This window comes from Thermus igniterrae ATCC 700962 (assembly GCF_000376265.1).
GTDB lineage: Bacteria > Deinococcota > Deinococci > Deinococcales > Thermaceae > Thermus > Thermus igniterrae.
In genome coordinates this window covers 1-16,656 of record NZ_AQWU01000050.1, presented here as the reverse complement: position 1 = coordinate 16,656, position 16,656 = coordinate 1, and the positions used below count along the sequence as shown (strand labels likewise).

Genomic DNA, 16,656 nt, shown 5'->3' with positions numbered 1-16,656 from the left:
ACGCGCCTCACAAGCGGCAAGTCTACTCCTCCTGGGCCTCCTTGGGAAGCGCGCCCTCCACGAAGAGGGTCTTGGCATGGGTGTAGAGCACCTGGCCCAAGGCGGCCTTCCTGGGGCGCCACACGTGCTTTTTGCGGGTGTAGTCCACGGGCACCTGGGCCTCTCCCCGGGCCTTGGAGTGGTAGGCGGCCAGCCGGGCGGCGAAGAGGAGGTCCTCCAGGGGCGGGTTCTTGCCCTCGGCCTTGAGGATCACGTGGCTTCCCGGCACCCCCTGGGCGTGGAACCAGAGGTCCTCCGAGTGGGCGGTGCGGGTGAGGAGGTCGTTTTCCTTGGCGTTCCGGCCCACCAGGACGGGATAACCGGAGGGGGAGGTGTAGCGGAGGCCAAGCCTGGGCCCCTTGCCTTCCCGGGGCCTTCGGGAAAGCTCCAGGAGCTCCTGCAGGTCCGCCTGGCGTACCCGTTCCATCTCCGCCTCCAGGGCCCGCACCCGCTCCTCCGTCTTGGGGATGAGCTCCAGGGCCCGCTCCGCCAGCTCCTCCAGCCTCCGGGCCCGCTCGTAGAGCTTCTTGGCATTCTCCTGCGGGGAGAGGGTGGGGTCCAGGGCCACCGCCACAGGGGTGCCGTCAAAGCCCTCCAGGACTACCCGTTCTGCCCCCTTGGGCACCTCCCGCATGCGGGCCAGGAGGAGGTCGGCCTGTCGCCGCAAGGCCTCCGCCTCCTCCAGGCGCTCCAGGGCCCGCTGGTAGTCGGCAATCCGGGCCAAGAGGGTCTTCCGCTCCCGCTCCAGGGCCTCCAGGAGGGGTTTTCTCAGGGCCTCCTTCTCCTCCTCGGCCCAGCGCCGCCTCAGCTCCTGGGAAAGCTCCGTGCGCAAGGAGGGGTCTTCCACCAGCTCCCTCAGGGCCCGGTGGACCCGTTTCAGGGCGGGCTTATCCAGGGGGGTTTCCGGGGTAAGGCCCGTGCGGCGGGCCAGCTCCCGCATGAGCTCAAGCCCCACCCCGTCCACGTGGCGCACCACCTCCTTAAGAGGCTTGCCCAGGAGGACTTCCAGGTCCTGCTCCTTCAGGGTCCTGGGGTCCAGCTTCTCGTAGGGAGGCGGGGGCACGTAGGGGAGGCCGGGCCTGAGCTCCCGGTAGCGGTTCACCGCCTGGGTGATGACCCGGTCCACCCCCAGGATGCGTCCCTCCTCGTCCAGGAGGAGGAGGTTGGCGTTCCGGCCCGTGGCCTCGAGGACCAGGCGCACCGGGGGCGTGTCCACGAAGCCCTTTTCCCCGGCGAAGCGGAGGAAGACCACCCGGTCCAGCTTGTGCTGCTCCGCTTCTAGGAGGGGACCCTTGACCCGGGCCTCCAGCTGGCGCTGGAAGGGGGTCTTGGGCTCCCCCAGCAGGGTCCCCGCCTCCAGGACCAGGCTGGGGGTGGGGGGGCGGTAGTGGAGGACCAGGTTGAAGATCCGCCCCGACCGCCCCTTGAGGAGCAGGGCCGCCGTCCCCTCGTCGGGGAAGGCCAGGCCCAGGTTGGTGGCGGGGAGCTCGGGCCAAAGCTCCCGCAACACGGCGTGGATCAGGAGGCCTTCCATTTCCTAAACAGGACCAAGAAGGCCGTGTGGCCCACCTGCTGGAAGCGGGGATGGGCCACGGGAAGCCGCACCTCCCACTCCCGCCAGGATACCTCCAAGACCCTTTCCAGCCTCAGGGGAAGCCCTTCGGCCCCCTTGAGGAGCTCCAGCACCTGGGTGATGTTGGGCAGGTAGGCGGCCAGGGGGCGGTCGGGCTTGAGGGCCTCTGCGGCCTTGGCCAGCACCTTCCAGGGCTCCATAAGGTCCAGGGCCACGGCATCGTAGGCCTCGGGCTCCAGGAGGGCCTCTTCCAGCCCCCCCTCGTGGAAGCGGATGTTGTCCGCCTTCCAGAAGGCCCGGATGTTCTCCACCGCCTGCCTCAGGTGGTGGGGGCGCTTCTCGTGGGTGTCCACCCGGCCCTCGGGTCCCACCGCCCGGGCCAGGAACAGGGTGAGCCCCCCCGAGCCCGTGCCGGCCTCGAGGACCCGCATCCCCGGGGCCAGGTCCAGGAGGGCCACCAGGGCGCTGGCGTCCTTGGGGTAGGTGGGGGTGGCGCTCCGGCGCATGTGGAGCACGTACTCCTCCAGGGTGGGCCGGTGCACGGAGAGCTCCTCCCCCAGGTGGGTCAGGACCTTCCCCCCCGGGCCTGCCCGCAGGATGGCCTCGTGGGCTACCGTGCCCCGGTGGTGGTGGAAGACCCCTCCCTCCCGCAGGCGCACCAGGAAGGCGCGCCCCTTGGCGTCTTTTAGGAGAAAGAGTTCCCCTTCCACCCCGCCCACTTTAGCGGGCCCTTCCCCTCCCGTCCAGGGCGGGGGGGCTCACACCTTGAAGAAGCCCTCCACCGGCAGGACGAAGACCACCGCCCCCCCCACCTGCACCTCCACCGGCTGGGCCAGGAAGGGGTCGGGGGCCTCGGAGAGGGGAAAGCCCCGGGTCACCAGGCGGGTGCGGGTGCGGCACTTCTCCCGGATGAGCTCCAGGACCTCGGGCACCCGCTCGTCCTCCAGGCCGATGAGGAGCGTGGTGTTCCCCTCCCGCAGGAAGCCCCCGGTGGAGGCCAGCTTGGTGGACTGCAGGCCCCGTTCCAGAAGGGCCTTGGTGAGCCCGGGGGCGTCCGTGTCCTGCACGATGGCCACGATGAGCTTCATTGGACCCTATTGTACACCCCGTGCCATTCCTGAAGGCTTTTGACCCCCAGCTCCTTCTCCCGGGCCCGAAGGATGGCCTTGAGGCTCCACCAGGCCCCCTCGAGGGTGGTGATGAAGGGCAGGCCCCGCTCCACCGCCCGCCTGAGCTCGGGGTGGGGAAGGGGGCTGATGAGGAGGTCGTACGCCTCCCCTTCCTCAAACCCTGCCTCCAGGTACTGCCGCCGGATCTCCTCCAGCCGGGCCCTTTCCCGCTCGGGCAACCCCTCGGCCAGAAAGCGCACCCGCCCCTTAAGGGGCAGCCGCTGCCCGGCCCCCAGCTGGGCCCTGTAGTAGGCCAGGTAGGGGTCCTGGTCCAGGCCCATGCTCTCCCCGGTGGAGCGCATCTCCGGCCCCAGCACGGGGATCACCCCGGGGAACTTGAGCCAGGGGATCACCACCTCCTTCACCGCGTAGTAGGGGGGGACGGGTTCCAGGTCCCGCACCCCAAGCTCCTTTAGGGTCTTGCCCACGGCAATCAGGGCGGCCAGCTTGGCCAGGGGCACGCCGATGGCCTTGGATACGAAGGGCACGGTGCGGGAGGCCCGGGGGTTGGCCTCGAGGATGTACACTTCCTCCCCTAAGACCGCGTACTGCACGTTCAAAAGCCCCCTCACCCCCAGGGCCAGGGCCAGGCGGCGGGTGTAGTCCTTGACCTTGGCCAAGGCGGCGGGGGAGAGGTGCACGGGGGGGAGCACCGTGGCCGAGTCCCCCGAGTGGACCCCGGCCCGCTCCACGTGCTCCATCACCCCGGCGATCATCACCTCCTGCCCGTCGGAAAGCGCGTCCACGTCCAGCTCTAAGGCGCCTTCCAGGTAGCGGTCCAGCAGGATGGAGGGCTTGTCCTGCAGAGGAGCATAGACCTCCTCCAGATAGCGCGCAAGCTCCGCCTCGTCCCCCAGGACGCGCATGGCCCGCCCACCCAGCACGTAGCTGGGCCGGGCCAGGAGGGGGAAGCCCACCTCCCGGGCCAGGCGCAGGGCCTCCTCCGGGGTCTTGGCCACCCGGCCCTCAGGCTGGGGGATGCCAAGCTCCCGGCAGAGCCGGTTGAAGGCCTCCCGGTCCTCCGCCTGGTGGATGGCGGCAAAAGGCGTACCCAGGAGTCTAACCCCCGCCTCCTCCAGCCCCTTGGCCAGCTTGAGGGGGGTCTGCCCCCCCAGGGTGGCGATCACCCCCAGGGGCTTTTCGTGCTCCACCAGGTTCAGCACGTCCTCCAGGGTCAGGGGTTCAAAGTAGAGGCGGTCGGCGGTGTCGTAGTCGGTGGAGACGGTTTCGGGGTTGGAGTTCACCATGATGGTCTCGTAGCCCGCCTCCTTCAGGGCCCAGACCGCGTGCACCGTGGCGTAGTCAAACTCCACCCCCTGGCCGATGCGGATGGGCCCCGAGCCCAGGATCACCACCTTGGGCTTGGCCGAGGGCCAGACCTCGTCCTCCTGCTCGTAGGTGGAGTAGTGGTAGGGGGTGTAGGCCTCAAACTCCGCGGCGCAGGTGTCCACGGTCTTGTAGACGGGGACCACCCCCTGGGCCTTCCGTTCCTCCCGCACCCGGCCCTCCTCCCAGCCCAGAAGCTCTCCCATGCGGGCATCGGAGAGGCCCAGGCCCTTGTAGAAGCGCCAGTCCTCCCGGTCCTTCGGGGGGTGGCCCCTGAGCCACTCTTCCGCCTCCACGATCTCCCGCATCTGGTGGAGGAACCAGGGGTCTATGCGGGTGGCCTGGTAGAGCTCCTCCACCGGCATCCCCCGCCTGAGGAGCTCCAGCACCGCGTAGATGCGGTCGGGGTTGGGGTAGAGCTTCTTCTCCAGGTCCTCGGTGCGCACCGCGGCCAGGGCCCGCACGTCCCGCTCCAGGCCCCGCAGGGCCTTCAGCAGGGCCTCCTTGAAGGTGCGGCCCATGGCCATCACCTCCCCCACGGACTTCATCTGGGTGCCGAGCTCGTCCCTCAGCCCCCCCAGGGTGTTGGGCAGGTCCTGGAACTTCTCAAAGGCGAAGCGGGGAATCTTCACCACCACGTAGTCAATGGTGGGTTCAAAGGAGGCCGGGGTCTTGCGGGTGATGTCGTTGGGGAGTTCGTCCAGCCGGTAGCCCACCGCCAGGAGGGCGGCGATCTTGGCGATGGGGAAGCCCGTGGCCTTGGAAGCCAGGGCGCTTGAGCGGGAGACCCGGGGGTTCATCTCAATGACCACCTGGCGGCCCGTCTTGGGGTCCACGGCGAACTGGATGTTGGAACCCCCGGTGTCCACGCCAATCTCCCGGATGATGGCCCGGGCGGCATCCCGCATGCGTTGGTACTCCACGTCGGAGAGGGTCTGGGCGGGGGCCACGGTGATGGAGTCCCCGGTGTGGACCCCCATGGGGTCCACGTTCTCAATGCTGGTGATGATGACCACGGTGTCCGCGTGGTCCCGCATCACCTCCAGCTCAAACTCCTTCCAGCCCAGCACCGACTCCTCCACCAAGGCGGTGTGCACGGGGGAGAGGAGGAGCCCCCGGGAGAGGACCTCCCGGAGCTCCCCCTCGTTGCGGGCGATGCCGCCCCCGGTGCCTCCCAGGGTGAAGGAGGGGCGCACCACCACGGGGTAGCCCACCTCGCGGGCGAAGTGGAGCCCCTCCTCCACGCTGCCCACCATCTGGCCCCGGGGGACCTCGAGGCCAATCTTGCGCATGGCCCTCTGGAACTCCTCCCGGTCCTCCCCCTTCCGGATGGCCTCGGCCTTGGCCCCGATGAGCTCCACCCCGTACCGCTCCAGAATGCCCTCCTCGTAGAGGGCCATGGAGAGGTTGAGGGCGGTCTGCCCGCCCAGGGTGGGCAGGAGGGCGTCGGGCCGCTCCTTGGCGATGACCCGTTCCAGGAACTCCAGGGTGAGGGGTTCTATGTAGGTGCGTTCGGCCAGCTCCGGGTCGGTCATGATGGTGGCGGGGTTGGAGTTCACCAGGATGGCCTCGTACCCCGCCCCTCTGAGGGCCTTCACCGCCTGGGTGCCGGAGTAGTCAAACTCCGCGGCCTGGCCAATGGTGATGGGCCCGGAACCGATGATGAGGATTTTCTTCAGGTCTCTTCTCGGCGGCATCGCGTACCCGGGGGTTGAGCTTATCACAAAAGGAGGGGGGCGCCAAGGCTAGGGCGGCTAACTTATGCGCAAAAGCCGGGAAAAGGCGCATATCCTTGCGCCTCGGGGGGTCCGGCACGAGCCCCGCCCCTGCCGGGCTATACTTAGGGGTATGCGCAGGGTGCGTCCGGAAGAGCTCCCCGAGCTCCTTAAGCACGGGGTAAGGGTGGTGGACGTGCGCCCCGCAGACCGGCGCACTACCCCCTTGCCTTTTCCCGCGGAGTGGGTTCCCCTAGAGAAGATCCAGTCGGGGGAGCACGGCCTTCCCCGGGAGCCCCTCCTCCTCGTCTGCGAGAAGGGGCTTTTAAGCCAGGTGGGGGCCCTCTACCTGGAGGCCGAGGGGTACGAGGCCATGAGCCTGGAGGGCGGCCTCCAGGCCTTGACGGGGGGCGGGTAGCTCCTTAGAATGGCGGGTGCTGAGCGTGGTGAGCGTAGCTCAGCTGGTCAGAGCACCGGACTGTGGATCCGGGGGTCGTGGGTTCAAGTCCCATCGCTCACCCCAGTCCCACCACCCCGCAAGGGGTGGTATTTTAAAGGAGGGCCTCGCCCTCCTTGCGAGGATGGCGGAACCGGTAGACGCGCCGGACTTAGGATCCGGTGGGGTAACCCGTGCGGGTTCAAGTCCCGCTCCTCGCACCACCTGGGCGAGGCCCCCTTTCCTTAGCGCGAGGTGAGGTGTGGCGGAGATCCTGGAGCGTTCCGGCTATCTGGTGAAGGTCCGGGTGCAGGTGCCGGCGGAGAGGGTGCAGAAGAGCTACGAGGGCCTCCTTCGGGACCTGGCGAAGCGGGTGAGGGTTCCCGGGTTCCGCCCGGGGAAGGCCCCCCTCAAGGTGGTGGAGGCCCGCCTGGGGCGGGAGGCCCTCCTGGAGGACCTCAAGGAGCGCCTGGTGGAGGAGACCTACCCCGAGGCGGTGCGGGAGCTGGGCCTCCTGCCCGTGGCCGCCCGGGTGGTGGAGCAGGAGCTGGAGGAGGGCCAGGGCTTCCGCTATGTGGCCGAGGTGGAGAACTACCCCGAGGTGCGCCTCCCCAACTGGCGGGAGTTTACCCTGGAGGTGGAGGCCCCCGAGGTCACCGAGGAGATGGTGGAAAAGGCCCTGGAGGAGCTCCGCCACCGCTACGCTGAGCTGGTGGCCGTGGAGCGGGAGGCCAGGGAGGGGGACCACCTCTTCGTGCGCACCGAGGAGGGGGCGGAGTTCCCCATTGACCTTTCCAAGGCCCTGCCCCATGTGAAGGAGGCCCTTCTCGGCAAGAAGGCGGGGGAGGTGGTCATGGTTCCCGTGCTGAACGAGAAGGGGGAGAAGGTGCGGGAGGTGCGCACCGAGGTCCTGGAGGTCAAAACCCTGGAGCTCCCCGCCCTGGACGAGGAGTTCGCCAAGACCCTGGAGGCGGAAAGCCTCGAGGACCTCAGGGCCAAGGTGCGGGAAAGCCTGAAGCGCCAGGCCGAGCGCCAGTACCAGGAGGCCCGGGAGCGGGCCTTCCTGGAGAAGCTGGCCGAGGGGATTGAGGCCGAGATTCCCCCCTCCATGCTGGAGGCAGAGGAGCGCCACCTCCTGGAGCATCTGGCTGAGGACCTGGCCCGCCAGGGGGTGAGCCTCGAGGCCTACCTCAAGGCCCTGGAGGACCGGGGCGAGCTGGAGAAGTTCCGGGAGGACCTGCGCCAGGAGGCCCTGAAGCGGGTGAAGCGCTCCCTGGCCAAGGAGCAGCTGGCCGAGGAGCTCAAGCCCGAGTTGGGCGAGGAGGAGTGGCAGGCCTACCTCCAGGCGGTGGCCCGTTCCTACGGGGTCTCCCTGCAGGAGTTCCGGCGGGAGATGGGCGAGCGGGGCCTGGCCCGGCTCAAGGCCGGCTACCTCCAGGACAAGGCGGTGAAGGAGGCGGTGGCCCAGCTCCTCTAGGCCCTCCTTGGTGGCCCAGGGGGGTTTTCCCCCTGGGTCTGCCCTTACAATGAGGAACGGTATGGTCATACCCTACGTCATAGAGCAGACCGCCCGCGGCGAGCGGGTCTACGACATCTACTCCCGCCTCCTCAAGGACCGCATCATCTTCCTGGGCACCCCCATAGATGCCCAGGTGGCCAACACCATCGTGGCCCAGCTCCTCTTCCTGGATGCCCAGAACCCCAACCAGGAGATCCGCCTCTACATCAACTCCCCCGGCGGCGAGGTGGACGCGGGGCTGGCCATCTACGACACCATGCAGTTCGTGCGGGCCCCCGTTTCCACCATCGTCATCGGCATGGCGGCCAGCATGGCGGCGGTGATCCTGGCGGCCGGGGAAAAGGGCCGGCGCTACGCCCTGCCCCACTCCAAGGTGATGATCCACCAGCCCTGGGGCGGGGTCCGGGGCACGGCCAGCGACATCGCCATCCAGGCCCAGGAGATCCTCAAGGCCAAGAAGCTCCTGAACGAGATCCTGGCCAAGCACACCGGCCAGCCCCTGGAGAAGGTGGAGAAGGACACGGACCGGGACTACTACCTCTCGGCCCAGGAGGCCCTGGAGTACGGCCTCATTGACCAGGTGGTGAGCCGTGAAGAAGCCTAGGCCCTTCTGTAGCTTCTGCGGCCTGCGCCCCCCGGAGACGGGGAGGCTTCTGGAAAGCCCCATCGCCGAGGTCTACATCTGCGAGGACTGCGTGCAGCGGGCCCAGGAACTCCTGGGGGAGGGGCACAAGGTCCCCAAGGGACCCACCCGCCTCCCCAAGCCCCAGGAGATCAAGGCCCACCTGGACCAGTACGTGGTGGGGCAGGAGGCGGCCAAAAGGGCCCTTTCCGTGGCCGTCTACAACCACTACAAGCGCCTTCTGCACCCCGAGGCGGAAATCGGCAAGGCCAACATCCTCCTCATCGGGCCCACGGGCACGGGCAAGACCCTTCTGGCCGAGACCCTGGCCCGCTTCCTGGAGGTGCCCTTCGCCATCGCCGACGCCACCACCCTCACCGAGGCGGGGTATGTGGGGGAGGACGTGGAGAACGTCATCCTGCGCCTCCTGCAGAACGCCGACTTTGACGTGGAGCGGGCGGAGATGGGCATCGTCTACATTGACGAGATTGACAAAATCGCCCGCAAGTCGGAGAACCCCTCCCTCACCCGGGACGTCTCCGGCGAGGGGGTGCAGCAGGCCCTTTTGAAGATCATTGAGGGCACCATCGCCAACGTCCCCCCCCAGGGGGGGAGGAAGCACCCCCACCAGGAGTTCATCCCCGTGAACACCAAGAACATCCTCTTCATCCTGGGCGGGGCCTTTGAGGGGCTGGAGAACATCGTCAAGGCCCGCACCGAGCGTACCACCATCGGCTTCACCCGCACCAAGGCCAAGGAGGAGCCCTTGGAGGTCATCCCCGAGGACCTGGTGAAGTTCGGCATGATTCCCGAGTTCGTGGGCCGGGCCCCCCTCATCGTCCAGCTCAACCCCCTCACGGAGGACGACCTGGTGCGCATCCTCACCGAGCCCAAAAACGCCCTGGTGAAGCAGTACCAGGAGCTTTTGCGCATGGAGGGGATTGAGCTCCGCTTCACCCAGGCGGCCCTGAAGGAGATTGCCCGCCGGGCCCTCAAGCGGGGCACCGGGGCCAGGGGGCTTCGGGCCATTCTGGAAAAGACCATGGTGGACCTGATGTTTGAGGCCCCGGGGAGCGGGGTGCGGGAGCTGGTCATAGACCTGCCCCACCTGGACCATCCCCTGAAGGCCCTCGAGGAGGCCAAGCTCAAGCAGGCCTCCTAGCCCTCCTCTAGCCTGCGCACCAGCTCCTCCTTGAGGGCGAAAAGCCTTTCCGTGAGGGAAACGTGGTAGATGTGGGGGTTCACCAGGCGCCGCACCCCCGGGTCCAGCCGCTCCACGTCCTTGCGCCGGCGCTCCTGGAGCACCTCCAGGGGTAGGGGAGGGAAGAGGCGCCGGCCGCGGTAGACCTCCTCCAGCAGGGGTTCCAGGGTGAACTCCCCGGGGCGCAGGGTGCGGCGCTTGGTGGGGTCGGTGGGGTGGCGGAGGCAGAGGGGCTGGTCTGGCCTCAGCGTCTCCTCGGCGGTGGCCAGCAGGTCGGCGGTGGCCAGGCCCCTTTGGTCGTAGACCCGGTAGACCCGCTTGTGCCCGGGATTGAGGATTTTTTCCAGGGAGTCTGAGATCTTGATGGCCGGGGCCCAGGTGCCGTTTTCCCGGATGGCCACCAGCTTGTAAACCCCGCCCAGGGCCGGGTGCCCCCAGGAGACCACCATCTTGGTGCCCACCCCATAGACCAGGCGCCGCAGAAGGCGGTCGGGGTCCACCCCGTAGCGGGGGGCCTCCTCCAGGATCTGGCTTTTGATCTGCCAGATGACCAGCTCGTCCAGGTCCCCGGAGAGGACGATGAGGGTTTCCGGGAAGCCGGCCTTGTCCAGCTCCTTGGCCACCTGGATGGCCAGGTAGGCCAGGTCCCCCGAGTCAATGCGCACCCCCACGGGCCGGTGCCCCTTGCGCCTCAGGGCCTCAAAGACCCGGATGGCGTGGGGCAGGCCGGAGTGCAGGGTGTCCACGGTGTCCAGGAGGAGGATGGTGTCGTCGGGGAAGACCTCGGCGAAGGCCTGGAAGGCCTCTTCCTCGGAGTAGCCCAAGGCCAGGAAGGCCTGGACCAGGCTGTGGGCGTGGGTGCCGGAGGAGGGGAGGCCCAGGAGGTGGGAGAGGGAGACGGCGCTGCTGCGGTTGGCCCCCCCGATGAGGCTGGCCCGGGTGGCGGCCTCTCCCCCCTTGGCGGGGGAGCGGCGCAGGCCGAACTCCAGCACCACCGCCTCCCCCGCCGCCTCCCGCACCCGGCTGGCCTTGGTGGCGATGAGGGTCTCGTAGTTGATGCGGTTCAAGAGGGCGGTCTCCAGGAGCTGGGCCTGGAGAAGGGGGCCTTCCACGCTGATGAGGGGCACCTGGGGGTGGGCCACCCGTCCCTCGGGGAGGGCCCGCAGGGTGAGGCCGGAAAACCCTCCCATCTCCCTGAGGTAGGCCAGGTAGTCCTCCCCGAAAAGGGACCTGCCCGAGCGCCCCTTCAGGGCCCGCAGGGCGTCCAGATCCTCCTCTTGGAAGCGGGCCCCTTCCATCCAGGAAAGGAGGGGGTCCAGCCCGGCGAAGACCGTGTACCCCGCCTGGTGGGCCCCGTAGTCGGGGTTCTTGCGGTAGAAGGCCTCAAAGAGGGCCTGGCGCTCGTGCAGACCCAGGCGGAAGTAGACCTGCCCCATGGTGAGCTGGTAGAGGTCGGTGTAGAGGATGCCGAAGGGGTCCATGGGCCTAGCATAGCCCCCTCCTTTTGGCTACACTAGCGGGATATGGTGGAGGTCCACACCTGCAGTCCCGGTTGCCGCCACCACCTGGGGGGAGCGGGTTGGGGGGAGGCCCCCTTGGTGCGGCTTGGCTACAACAAGGAGGCCCGGGCCCGCAAGTTTCCCTACCTGAGAGCCCTCCTGGAGCGTCCTCTGGTCTTTGACGGGGCCATGGGCACCGAGCTGCAGAAGCGCGACCTCACCCCGGAGGACTACGGGGGGGAGGCCTACTACGGCTGCCCCGAGGTCCTGAACCGCACCCGGCCGGAGGTGGTCCGGGAGATCCACCGGGCCTACCTGGAGGCTGGGGCCGAGGCCATAGAGACCAACACCTTCGGGGCCCTGCGCCACGTGCTGGCGGAGTACGGTCTGGGAGAGGAGGCGGAGGCCCTCTGCTACCTGGGGGCCCGCATCGCCAAGGAGGCCGCTCTGCCCTACGGGGCCTTTGTGGCCGGGGCCCTGGGGCCGGGTACCAAGCTCATCTCCCTGGGCCAGATCAGCTGGGACGAGCTCTATGCCGCCTACAAGGAGGCGGCGCGGGGGCTTCTGCGGGGAGGGGTGGACCTCATTCTCCTGGAGACCGCCCAGGACATCCTGCAGGTGCGTTGCGCCGTCCTGGCCGCCCGGGAGGCCATGGCCGAGGTGGGGCGGGAGGTGCCCCTGCAGGTGCAGGTGACCCTCGAGGCCACCGGCACCATGCTGGTGGGTAGCGACGAGGTGGCGGCCCTGGCCGCTTTGGAGAGCCTCCCCATAGACGTGGTGGGCATGAACTGCGCTACCGGCCCCGACCTCATGGACGCCAAGATCCGCTACTTCGCGGAGAACAGCACCCGCTTCGTGAGCTGCCTGCCCAACGCCGGCCTGCCCCGCAACGAGGGGGGGCGGGTGGTGTACGACCTCACCCCCGAGGAGCTGGCCCGCTGGCACCGGAAGTTCGTCCTGGAGTACGGGGTGAACGCCGTGGGGGGGTGTTGCGGCACCGGGCCGGAGCACATCCGCAAGGTGGCCGAGGCGGTGCGGGGGGCTCCCGCCAGGCCCCGGCCCGCGGCCTTCCCGCCCCAGGTGGCCTCCCTCTACCAGGCGGTGCCCCTGAGGCAGGAGGCCAGCGTGCTCCTGGTGGGAGAGCGCCTGAACGCCACGGGGAGCAAGCGCTTCCGGGAGCGGCTTTTTGCCCGGGACCTCGAGGGCATCCTGGCCCTGGCCCGGGAGCAGGTGGAGGAGGGGGCCCACGCCCTGGACCTCTCCGTGGCCTGGACCGGCCGGGACGAGCTTGAGGACCTGGCCTGGCTCCTGCCCAGCCTGGCCACCGCCGTCACCGTGCCCTTTGTGGTGGACTCCACCAGCCCCGAGGCCATGGAGCTGGCCCTGAAGCACCTGCCCGGACGCCTCATCCTCAACTCGGCCAACCTGGAGGACGGGCTGGAGAAGTTTGACCGGGTGGCCTCCCTGGCCAAGGCCCACGGGGCGGCCCTGGTGGTCCTCACCATTGACGAAAGGGGCATGGCCAAGACCCGGGAGGAGAAGGTGCGGGTGGCCCTGCGCATGTACGAGCGCCTCACCCTGCACCACGGCTTCCGTCCGGAAGACCTCCTCTTTGACCTCCTCACCTTCCCCATCACCCAGGGGGATGAGGAAAGCCGCCCCCTGGCCCGGGAGACCCTCCTGGCCATGGAGGAGCTGGCCGAGCGCCTTCCGGGCGTGGGCTTCATCCTGGGGATTTCCAACGTCTCCTTCGGCCTCAAGCCCCAGGCCCGGCGGGTGCTCAACTCCGTCTTCCTGGACGAGGCCCGGAAGCGGGGGCTCACCGCGGCCATCGTGGACGCGGGCAAGATCCTGCCCATCGCCGAGATCCCCGAGGAGGCCTACCGCCTGGCCCTGGACCTCATCCACGACCGCCGCCGGGAGGGCTACGACCCCCTCTTCGCCTTCATGGCCTACTTTGAGGCCCACCAGGCGGAGTTCGCCGCCAAGGAGGACGCCTTTGCCGCCCTGCCCCTTCTGGAGCGGCTTAAGCGCCGGGTGGTGGAGGGGCGCAAGGCGGGCCTCGAGGCCGACCTGGAGGAGGCCCTGAGGGCGGGCCACAAGCCCCTGGACCTCATCAACGGGCCCCTGCTGGCCGCCATGAAGGAGGTGGGGGACCTCTTCGGGGCGGGGAAGATGCAACTCCCCTTCGTCCTCCAGGCCGCGGAGGTGATGAAGCGGGCCGTGGCCTACCTGGAGCCCCACATGGAGAAAAGGGGCGAGGGCAAGGGGAAGATGGTCCTGGCCACGGTCAAGGGGGACGTGCACGACATCGGCAAGAACCTGGTGGACATCATCCTCACCAACAACGGCTACCAGGTGGTGAACCTGGGCATCAAGGTGCCCATTGAGGAGATCCTCAAGGCGGTGGAGGCCCACCGGCCCCATGCCGTGGGCATGTCGGGGCTTCTGGTGAAGAGCACCCTGGTGATGAAGGAGAACCTGGAGTACATGCGGGAGCGGGGCTATACCCTGCCCGTGATCCTGGGCGGGGCGGCCCTCACCCGCTCCTTCGTGGAGGAGGACCTTAGGGCCATCTACCCCAACGTCTACTACGCGGAGGACGCCTTTGAGGGCCTGAGGCTCATGGAGGAGCTCACGGGCCAGGCCGCTCCCCAGCTCCCCCGCAAGCCCTCCCCCCCGCCCTCCAGGCCCTCCCCCAGGGTGGAGGTCCGGGCCAAGCCCGTGGGCGAGCCCCCCCAGGTGCCCAGGCCCCCCTTCTTCGGGGTGCGGGTGGAGGAGGGGCTGGACCTGGCCACGGTGGCCCACTACGTGAACAAGCTGGCCCTCTACCGGGGGCAGTGGGGCTACAGCCGCAAGGGGATGAGCCGCGAGGCCTGGCAGGCCCTGGTGGAGCGCGAGGCCGAGCCCGTCTTCCGCCGCCTCCTCCAGGAGGCCATGGCCGAGGGCTGGCTCAGGCCCAGGGTCCTCTACGGCTTCTTCCCCGTGGCCCGGGAGGGGGAGGCCCTCTTGGTCTTCTCCCCGGAGACGGGAGAGGTCTTGGAGGCGTTCCGCTTCCCCAGGCAAAGAGGGGGCGGGCTTTCCCTGGTGGACTACTTCCGCCCCCGCCACGCCCCGCCCCTGGGGGAGGAGGCGGCCTGGCTTCCCGCCTTCGCCCAGGGGGCCCGGGACGTCCTGGGGGTGCAGCTGGTGACCATGGGGGAGGAGCCCTCCAGGAAGGCCCAGGCCCTCTTCCAGACCGGAGCCTACCAGGACTACCTCTTCGTCCACGGCTTTGCCGTGGAGATGACCGAGGCCCTGGCGGAGTACTGGCACAAGCGGATGCGCCAGATGTGGGGCATCGCCGGCCAGGACGCCACGGACATCCGTAAGCTCTTCCAGCAGGGCTACCAGGGGGCCCGCTACTCCTTCGGCTACCCCGCCTGCCCCGACCTGGCCGACCAGGCCAAGCTGGACCGCCTCATGGGCTTCCACCGCGTGGGGGTGCGCCTCACGGAGAGCTTCCAGCTGGAGCCCGAGCACGCCACCAGCGCCCTGGTGGTCCACCACCCCGAGGCCCGCTACTTCAGCGTGGACTAGGGCAGGGTGAGGATGGTGCCGCAGTCCCCCACCACCACGAACCGCCCGGCCCCGTAGGCCGCCGCCTGAGGCTCATGGGGAAGGGGGTGGACCTCTTCCCAGTTCAGGCCATCCGGGGAGAAGGCCGCCATGTCTGGCAGGTGTCCCACCAGGAGGAACCTGTCCTGGCCGTGGGCTAGCCCGGTGAGGTGGCGGGGGAGATGGTCGGTGGGGGCCTCCTCCCAGTCCCAGACCCGGCGGGCCACCAGCACCTTGCCGTGGCCGGCGGCCAGGAAGCGCCCCCTCCCATAGACCAGGCGCCTGAACCAGGGGGCGGCCCCCGTGAGCACCCTGCTCCAGTGCACCCCGTCCTGGGAGGCCAGGAGGGTGCCCTTTTCCCCGGCGGCCAGGAAGAGGCCGCCGCCAAAGGCCACCCCCAGGAGGATTTCCTGGGTGGGGAGGGGGAAGGCCTCCCAGGTAAGGCCGTCCCGCGAGAGGAGCAGGGCCTCCCCCACGGCCACAAAGCGACCTTCCCCGTGGGCTACCCCGTACAGCCAGCCCTGGACGGGGGTGGGGACGAAGCGCCAGCGGAGGCCGTCCCTCGAGGCCAGCACCAGGCCCTTTTCCCCCACGGCCACCCACCTCCCTGCCCCATGGGCCACGTCCATGAGCCAGCCCGGGGCGCGGGCGGTGAGCCGCCAGCGGGCCCCGTCTTGGGAGGCCAGCACCACCCCCAGCTTGCCCTCGTACCCCACGGCCACGAAGCGGCCCTGGCCGTGGGCCACGCCGAAGAGGTGCTGGCCGGTCCCCGGGTACAGGGCCTGCCAGCGGAGGCCATCGGGAGAGGTGTAGAGGGCCCCGCCCCACCCTGAGGCCAGGAAGCGCTCCCCATCCCAGGCCACTCCGGTGAGGAAGGGCATGCCCCTTAGCGCCACCCGCTCCCAGGAGGTCCCATCCCGGGAGACCAGCACCGTGCCCCGCTCCCCCACCACCACCCAGCGGCCCCCGCCCCAGGCCGCCCCGAAGAGGCCGGTCCAGACCCCCGAGGCCCGCCGCTCCCACCGCCGCCCATCTGGGGAGGTGAGGATGAGACCCCCCCAGCCCACGGCCACGAACAGCCCCTCGGCATAGGCCACGGCGTTGAGGATGCCGGGAGCGGAGAGGACCTCAAAGCGCAGGCCGTCGGGGGAGACCAGGATCACGTGGTCCCCCACGGCCACGAAGTGCCCCTGGGCGAAGGTGGCTCCCCAGAGGTTGGCCTCGAGGTCCAGGGCCAGCCGGTACCAGTCCTCCCCGTTGGGGGAGGTGAGCACCAGCCCCTTCATCCCCACGGCCACGAAGCGCTCCCCATTGGAGGCTACTCCCCAAAGGCCAAGCCTCGGCCCCTGGTGCACCAGGCGGAAGCTTTCGCCCCTTCGGGCCACCGCCACGGCCTGTTCGCCTCCCACCACCACCAGGCGGTCCTTGCCCTCGGCCATGGCGGTGATGGCGATGTTTTGGCGGAGGGGCAGGGGTATGCGTTGCCAAAGGAAGGCATCCGGGCTATGGAGGAGGACCCCGTGCCAGCCGAAGGCGTAAAAACCCCCCTTGAGCCAGCGGACTCCCAGTAGGGGCGTGGACCACACCGTCCAGGCCGGGGCTTGGGAAACAGCCAGGGGGAGGGCCTGGAACACCTGGGACCTCCTATGCTTTGGAGGCTATTCCAGAAGCTCCCTTTTGGCAAGGGGTCTATGTGAGACAGGCTACCCCCTTTTCGGATATTCACCTGCGTACTCACCTCACGCCACCGCCCGCAACACCCGGGTGATGGGCAGACCCGCCTGCCCAAGAAGCTGGGCCACCACGCTCCAGGCCATCACCCAAGCTTCCACTTGCAGGGCCACCGCCTTCAGCCCCCGTACCCTCCCCACCGCCCCCACCAGCCCCATCGGCCCCTTCAGCAGACCAAAGACCGTCTCCAGCTCCCACCGCCGCCCCAAAAGCCTCCGGTACGCACCTC

General features: G+C 69.1%; 11 protein-coding genes, 2 tRNA genes and 1 pseudogene. 7 read left to right on the top strand and 7 right to left on the bottom strand.

Going from position 1 to position 16,656, the window contains the following annotated elements; genetic code table 11:
* Positions 1 to 22: 22 nt before the first annotated feature.
* The 4 genes from B128_RS0103525 to carB are packed head-to-tail and all read right to left on the bottom strand — an operon-like array spanning position 23 to position 5,804.
* Positions 23 to 1,573: an Rqc2 family fibronectin-binding protein gene (locus B128_RS0103525; RefSeq protein WP_018110895.1), complete on the bottom strand. Its 1,551-nt coding sequence runs from the start codon at positions 1,571 to 1,573 to the stop codon at positions 23 to 25.
* The gene (locus B128_RS0103520; RefSeq protein ID WP_083922071.1) at positions 1,558 to 2,322 is read right to left on the bottom strand and encodes a tRNA (adenine-N1)-methyltransferase; all 765 of its coding nucleotides are present in this window, start codon (positions 2,320 to 2,322) and stop codon (positions 1,558 to 1,560) included. The genes B128_RS0103525 and B128_RS0103520 overlap by 16 nt, the downstream gene beginning before the upstream one ends.
* 48 nt (positions 2,323 to 2,370) lie before the next feature.
* Complete coding sequence (locus B128_RS0103515) at positions 2,371 to 2,700, bottom strand: cyclic-di-AMP receptor (protein ID WP_018110893.1); 330 nt, start codon at positions 2,698 to 2,700, stop codon at positions 2,371 to 2,373.
* On the bottom strand, positions 2,697 to 5,804 hold the full coding sequence (gene carB / locus B128_RS0103510; RefSeq protein ID WP_018110892.1) for a carbamoyl-phosphate synthase large subunit: 3,108 nt from the start codon (positions 5,802 to 5,804) through the stop codon (positions 2,697 to 2,699). The genes B128_RS0103515 and carB overlap by 4 nt, the downstream gene beginning before the upstream one ends.
* A gap of 151 nt (positions 5,805 to 5,955) precedes the next feature.
* On the opposite strand from carB, the gene B128_RS0103505 reads away from it, so the two are divergent.
* From B128_RS0103505 to clpX, 6 genes are all read left to right on the top strand, one after another.
* A complete protein-coding gene (locus tag B128_RS0103505) occupies positions 5,956 to 6,240 on the top strand; it encodes a rhodanese-like domain-containing protein (protein ID WP_018110891.1) in 285 nt (94 codons plus the stop codon).
* A gap of 28 nt (positions 6,241 to 6,268) precedes the next feature.
* Positions 6,269 to 6,345: transfer RNA gene (locus tag B128_RS0103500), tRNA-His, on the top strand.
* A gap of 52 nt (positions 6,346 to 6,397) precedes the next feature.
* Positions 6,398 to 6,482 (top strand) — tRNA-Leu (locus B128_RS0103495).
* Positions 6,483 to 6,520: 38 nt separating this feature from the next.
* Entirely contained in the window at positions 6,521 to 7,735 is a 1,215-nt protein-coding gene (tig, locus tag B128_RS0103490; RefSeq protein WP_018110890.1) for a trigger factor, read from the top strand.
* 61 nt (positions 7,736 to 7,796) lie between these two features.
* A complete protein-coding gene (clpP, locus tag B128_RS0103485; protein ID WP_018110889.1) occupies positions 7,797 to 8,381 on the top strand; it encodes an ATP-dependent Clp endopeptidase proteolytic subunit ClpP in 585 nt (194 codons plus the stop codon).
* A complete protein-coding gene (clpX, locus tag B128_RS0103480; protein ID WP_018110888.1) occupies positions 8,368 to 9,561 on the top strand; it encodes an ATP-dependent Clp protease ATP-binding subunit ClpX in 1,194 nt (397 codons plus the stop codon). Before clpP ends, clpX begins: the two co-directional genes overlap by 14 nt.
* Here clpX and B128_RS0103475 read toward each other — a convergent pair.
* Entirely contained in the window at positions 9,558 to 11,081 is a 1,524-nt protein-coding gene (locus tag B128_RS0103475) for a nicotinate phosphoribosyltransferase (RefSeq protein ID WP_018110887.1), read from the bottom strand. The genes clpX and B128_RS0103475 overlap by 4 nt on opposite strands.
* 42 nt (positions 11,082 to 11,123) lie before the next feature.
* Between B128_RS0103475 and B128_RS0103470 the strand changes: the two genes are divergently transcribed.
* On the top strand, positions 11,124 to 14,678 hold the full coding sequence (locus tag B128_RS0103470; protein ID WP_018110886.1) for a methionine synthase: 3,555 nt from the start codon (positions 11,124 to 11,126) through the stop codon (positions 14,676 to 14,678).
* Here the strand turns inward: B128_RS0103470 and B128_RS0103465 are convergent.
* Complete coding sequence (locus B128_RS0103465) at positions 14,675 to 16,330, bottom strand: WD40/YVTN/BNR-like repeat-containing protein (RefSeq protein ID WP_018110885.1); 1,656 nt, start codon at positions 16,328 to 16,330, stop codon at positions 14,675 to 14,677. The genes B128_RS0103470 and B128_RS0103465 overlap by 4 nt on opposite strands.
* A gap of 105 nt (positions 16,331 to 16,435) precedes the next feature.
* Positions 16,436 to 16,656: pseudogene (locus B128_RS12210) on the bottom strand (transposase); the annotation flags it as partial.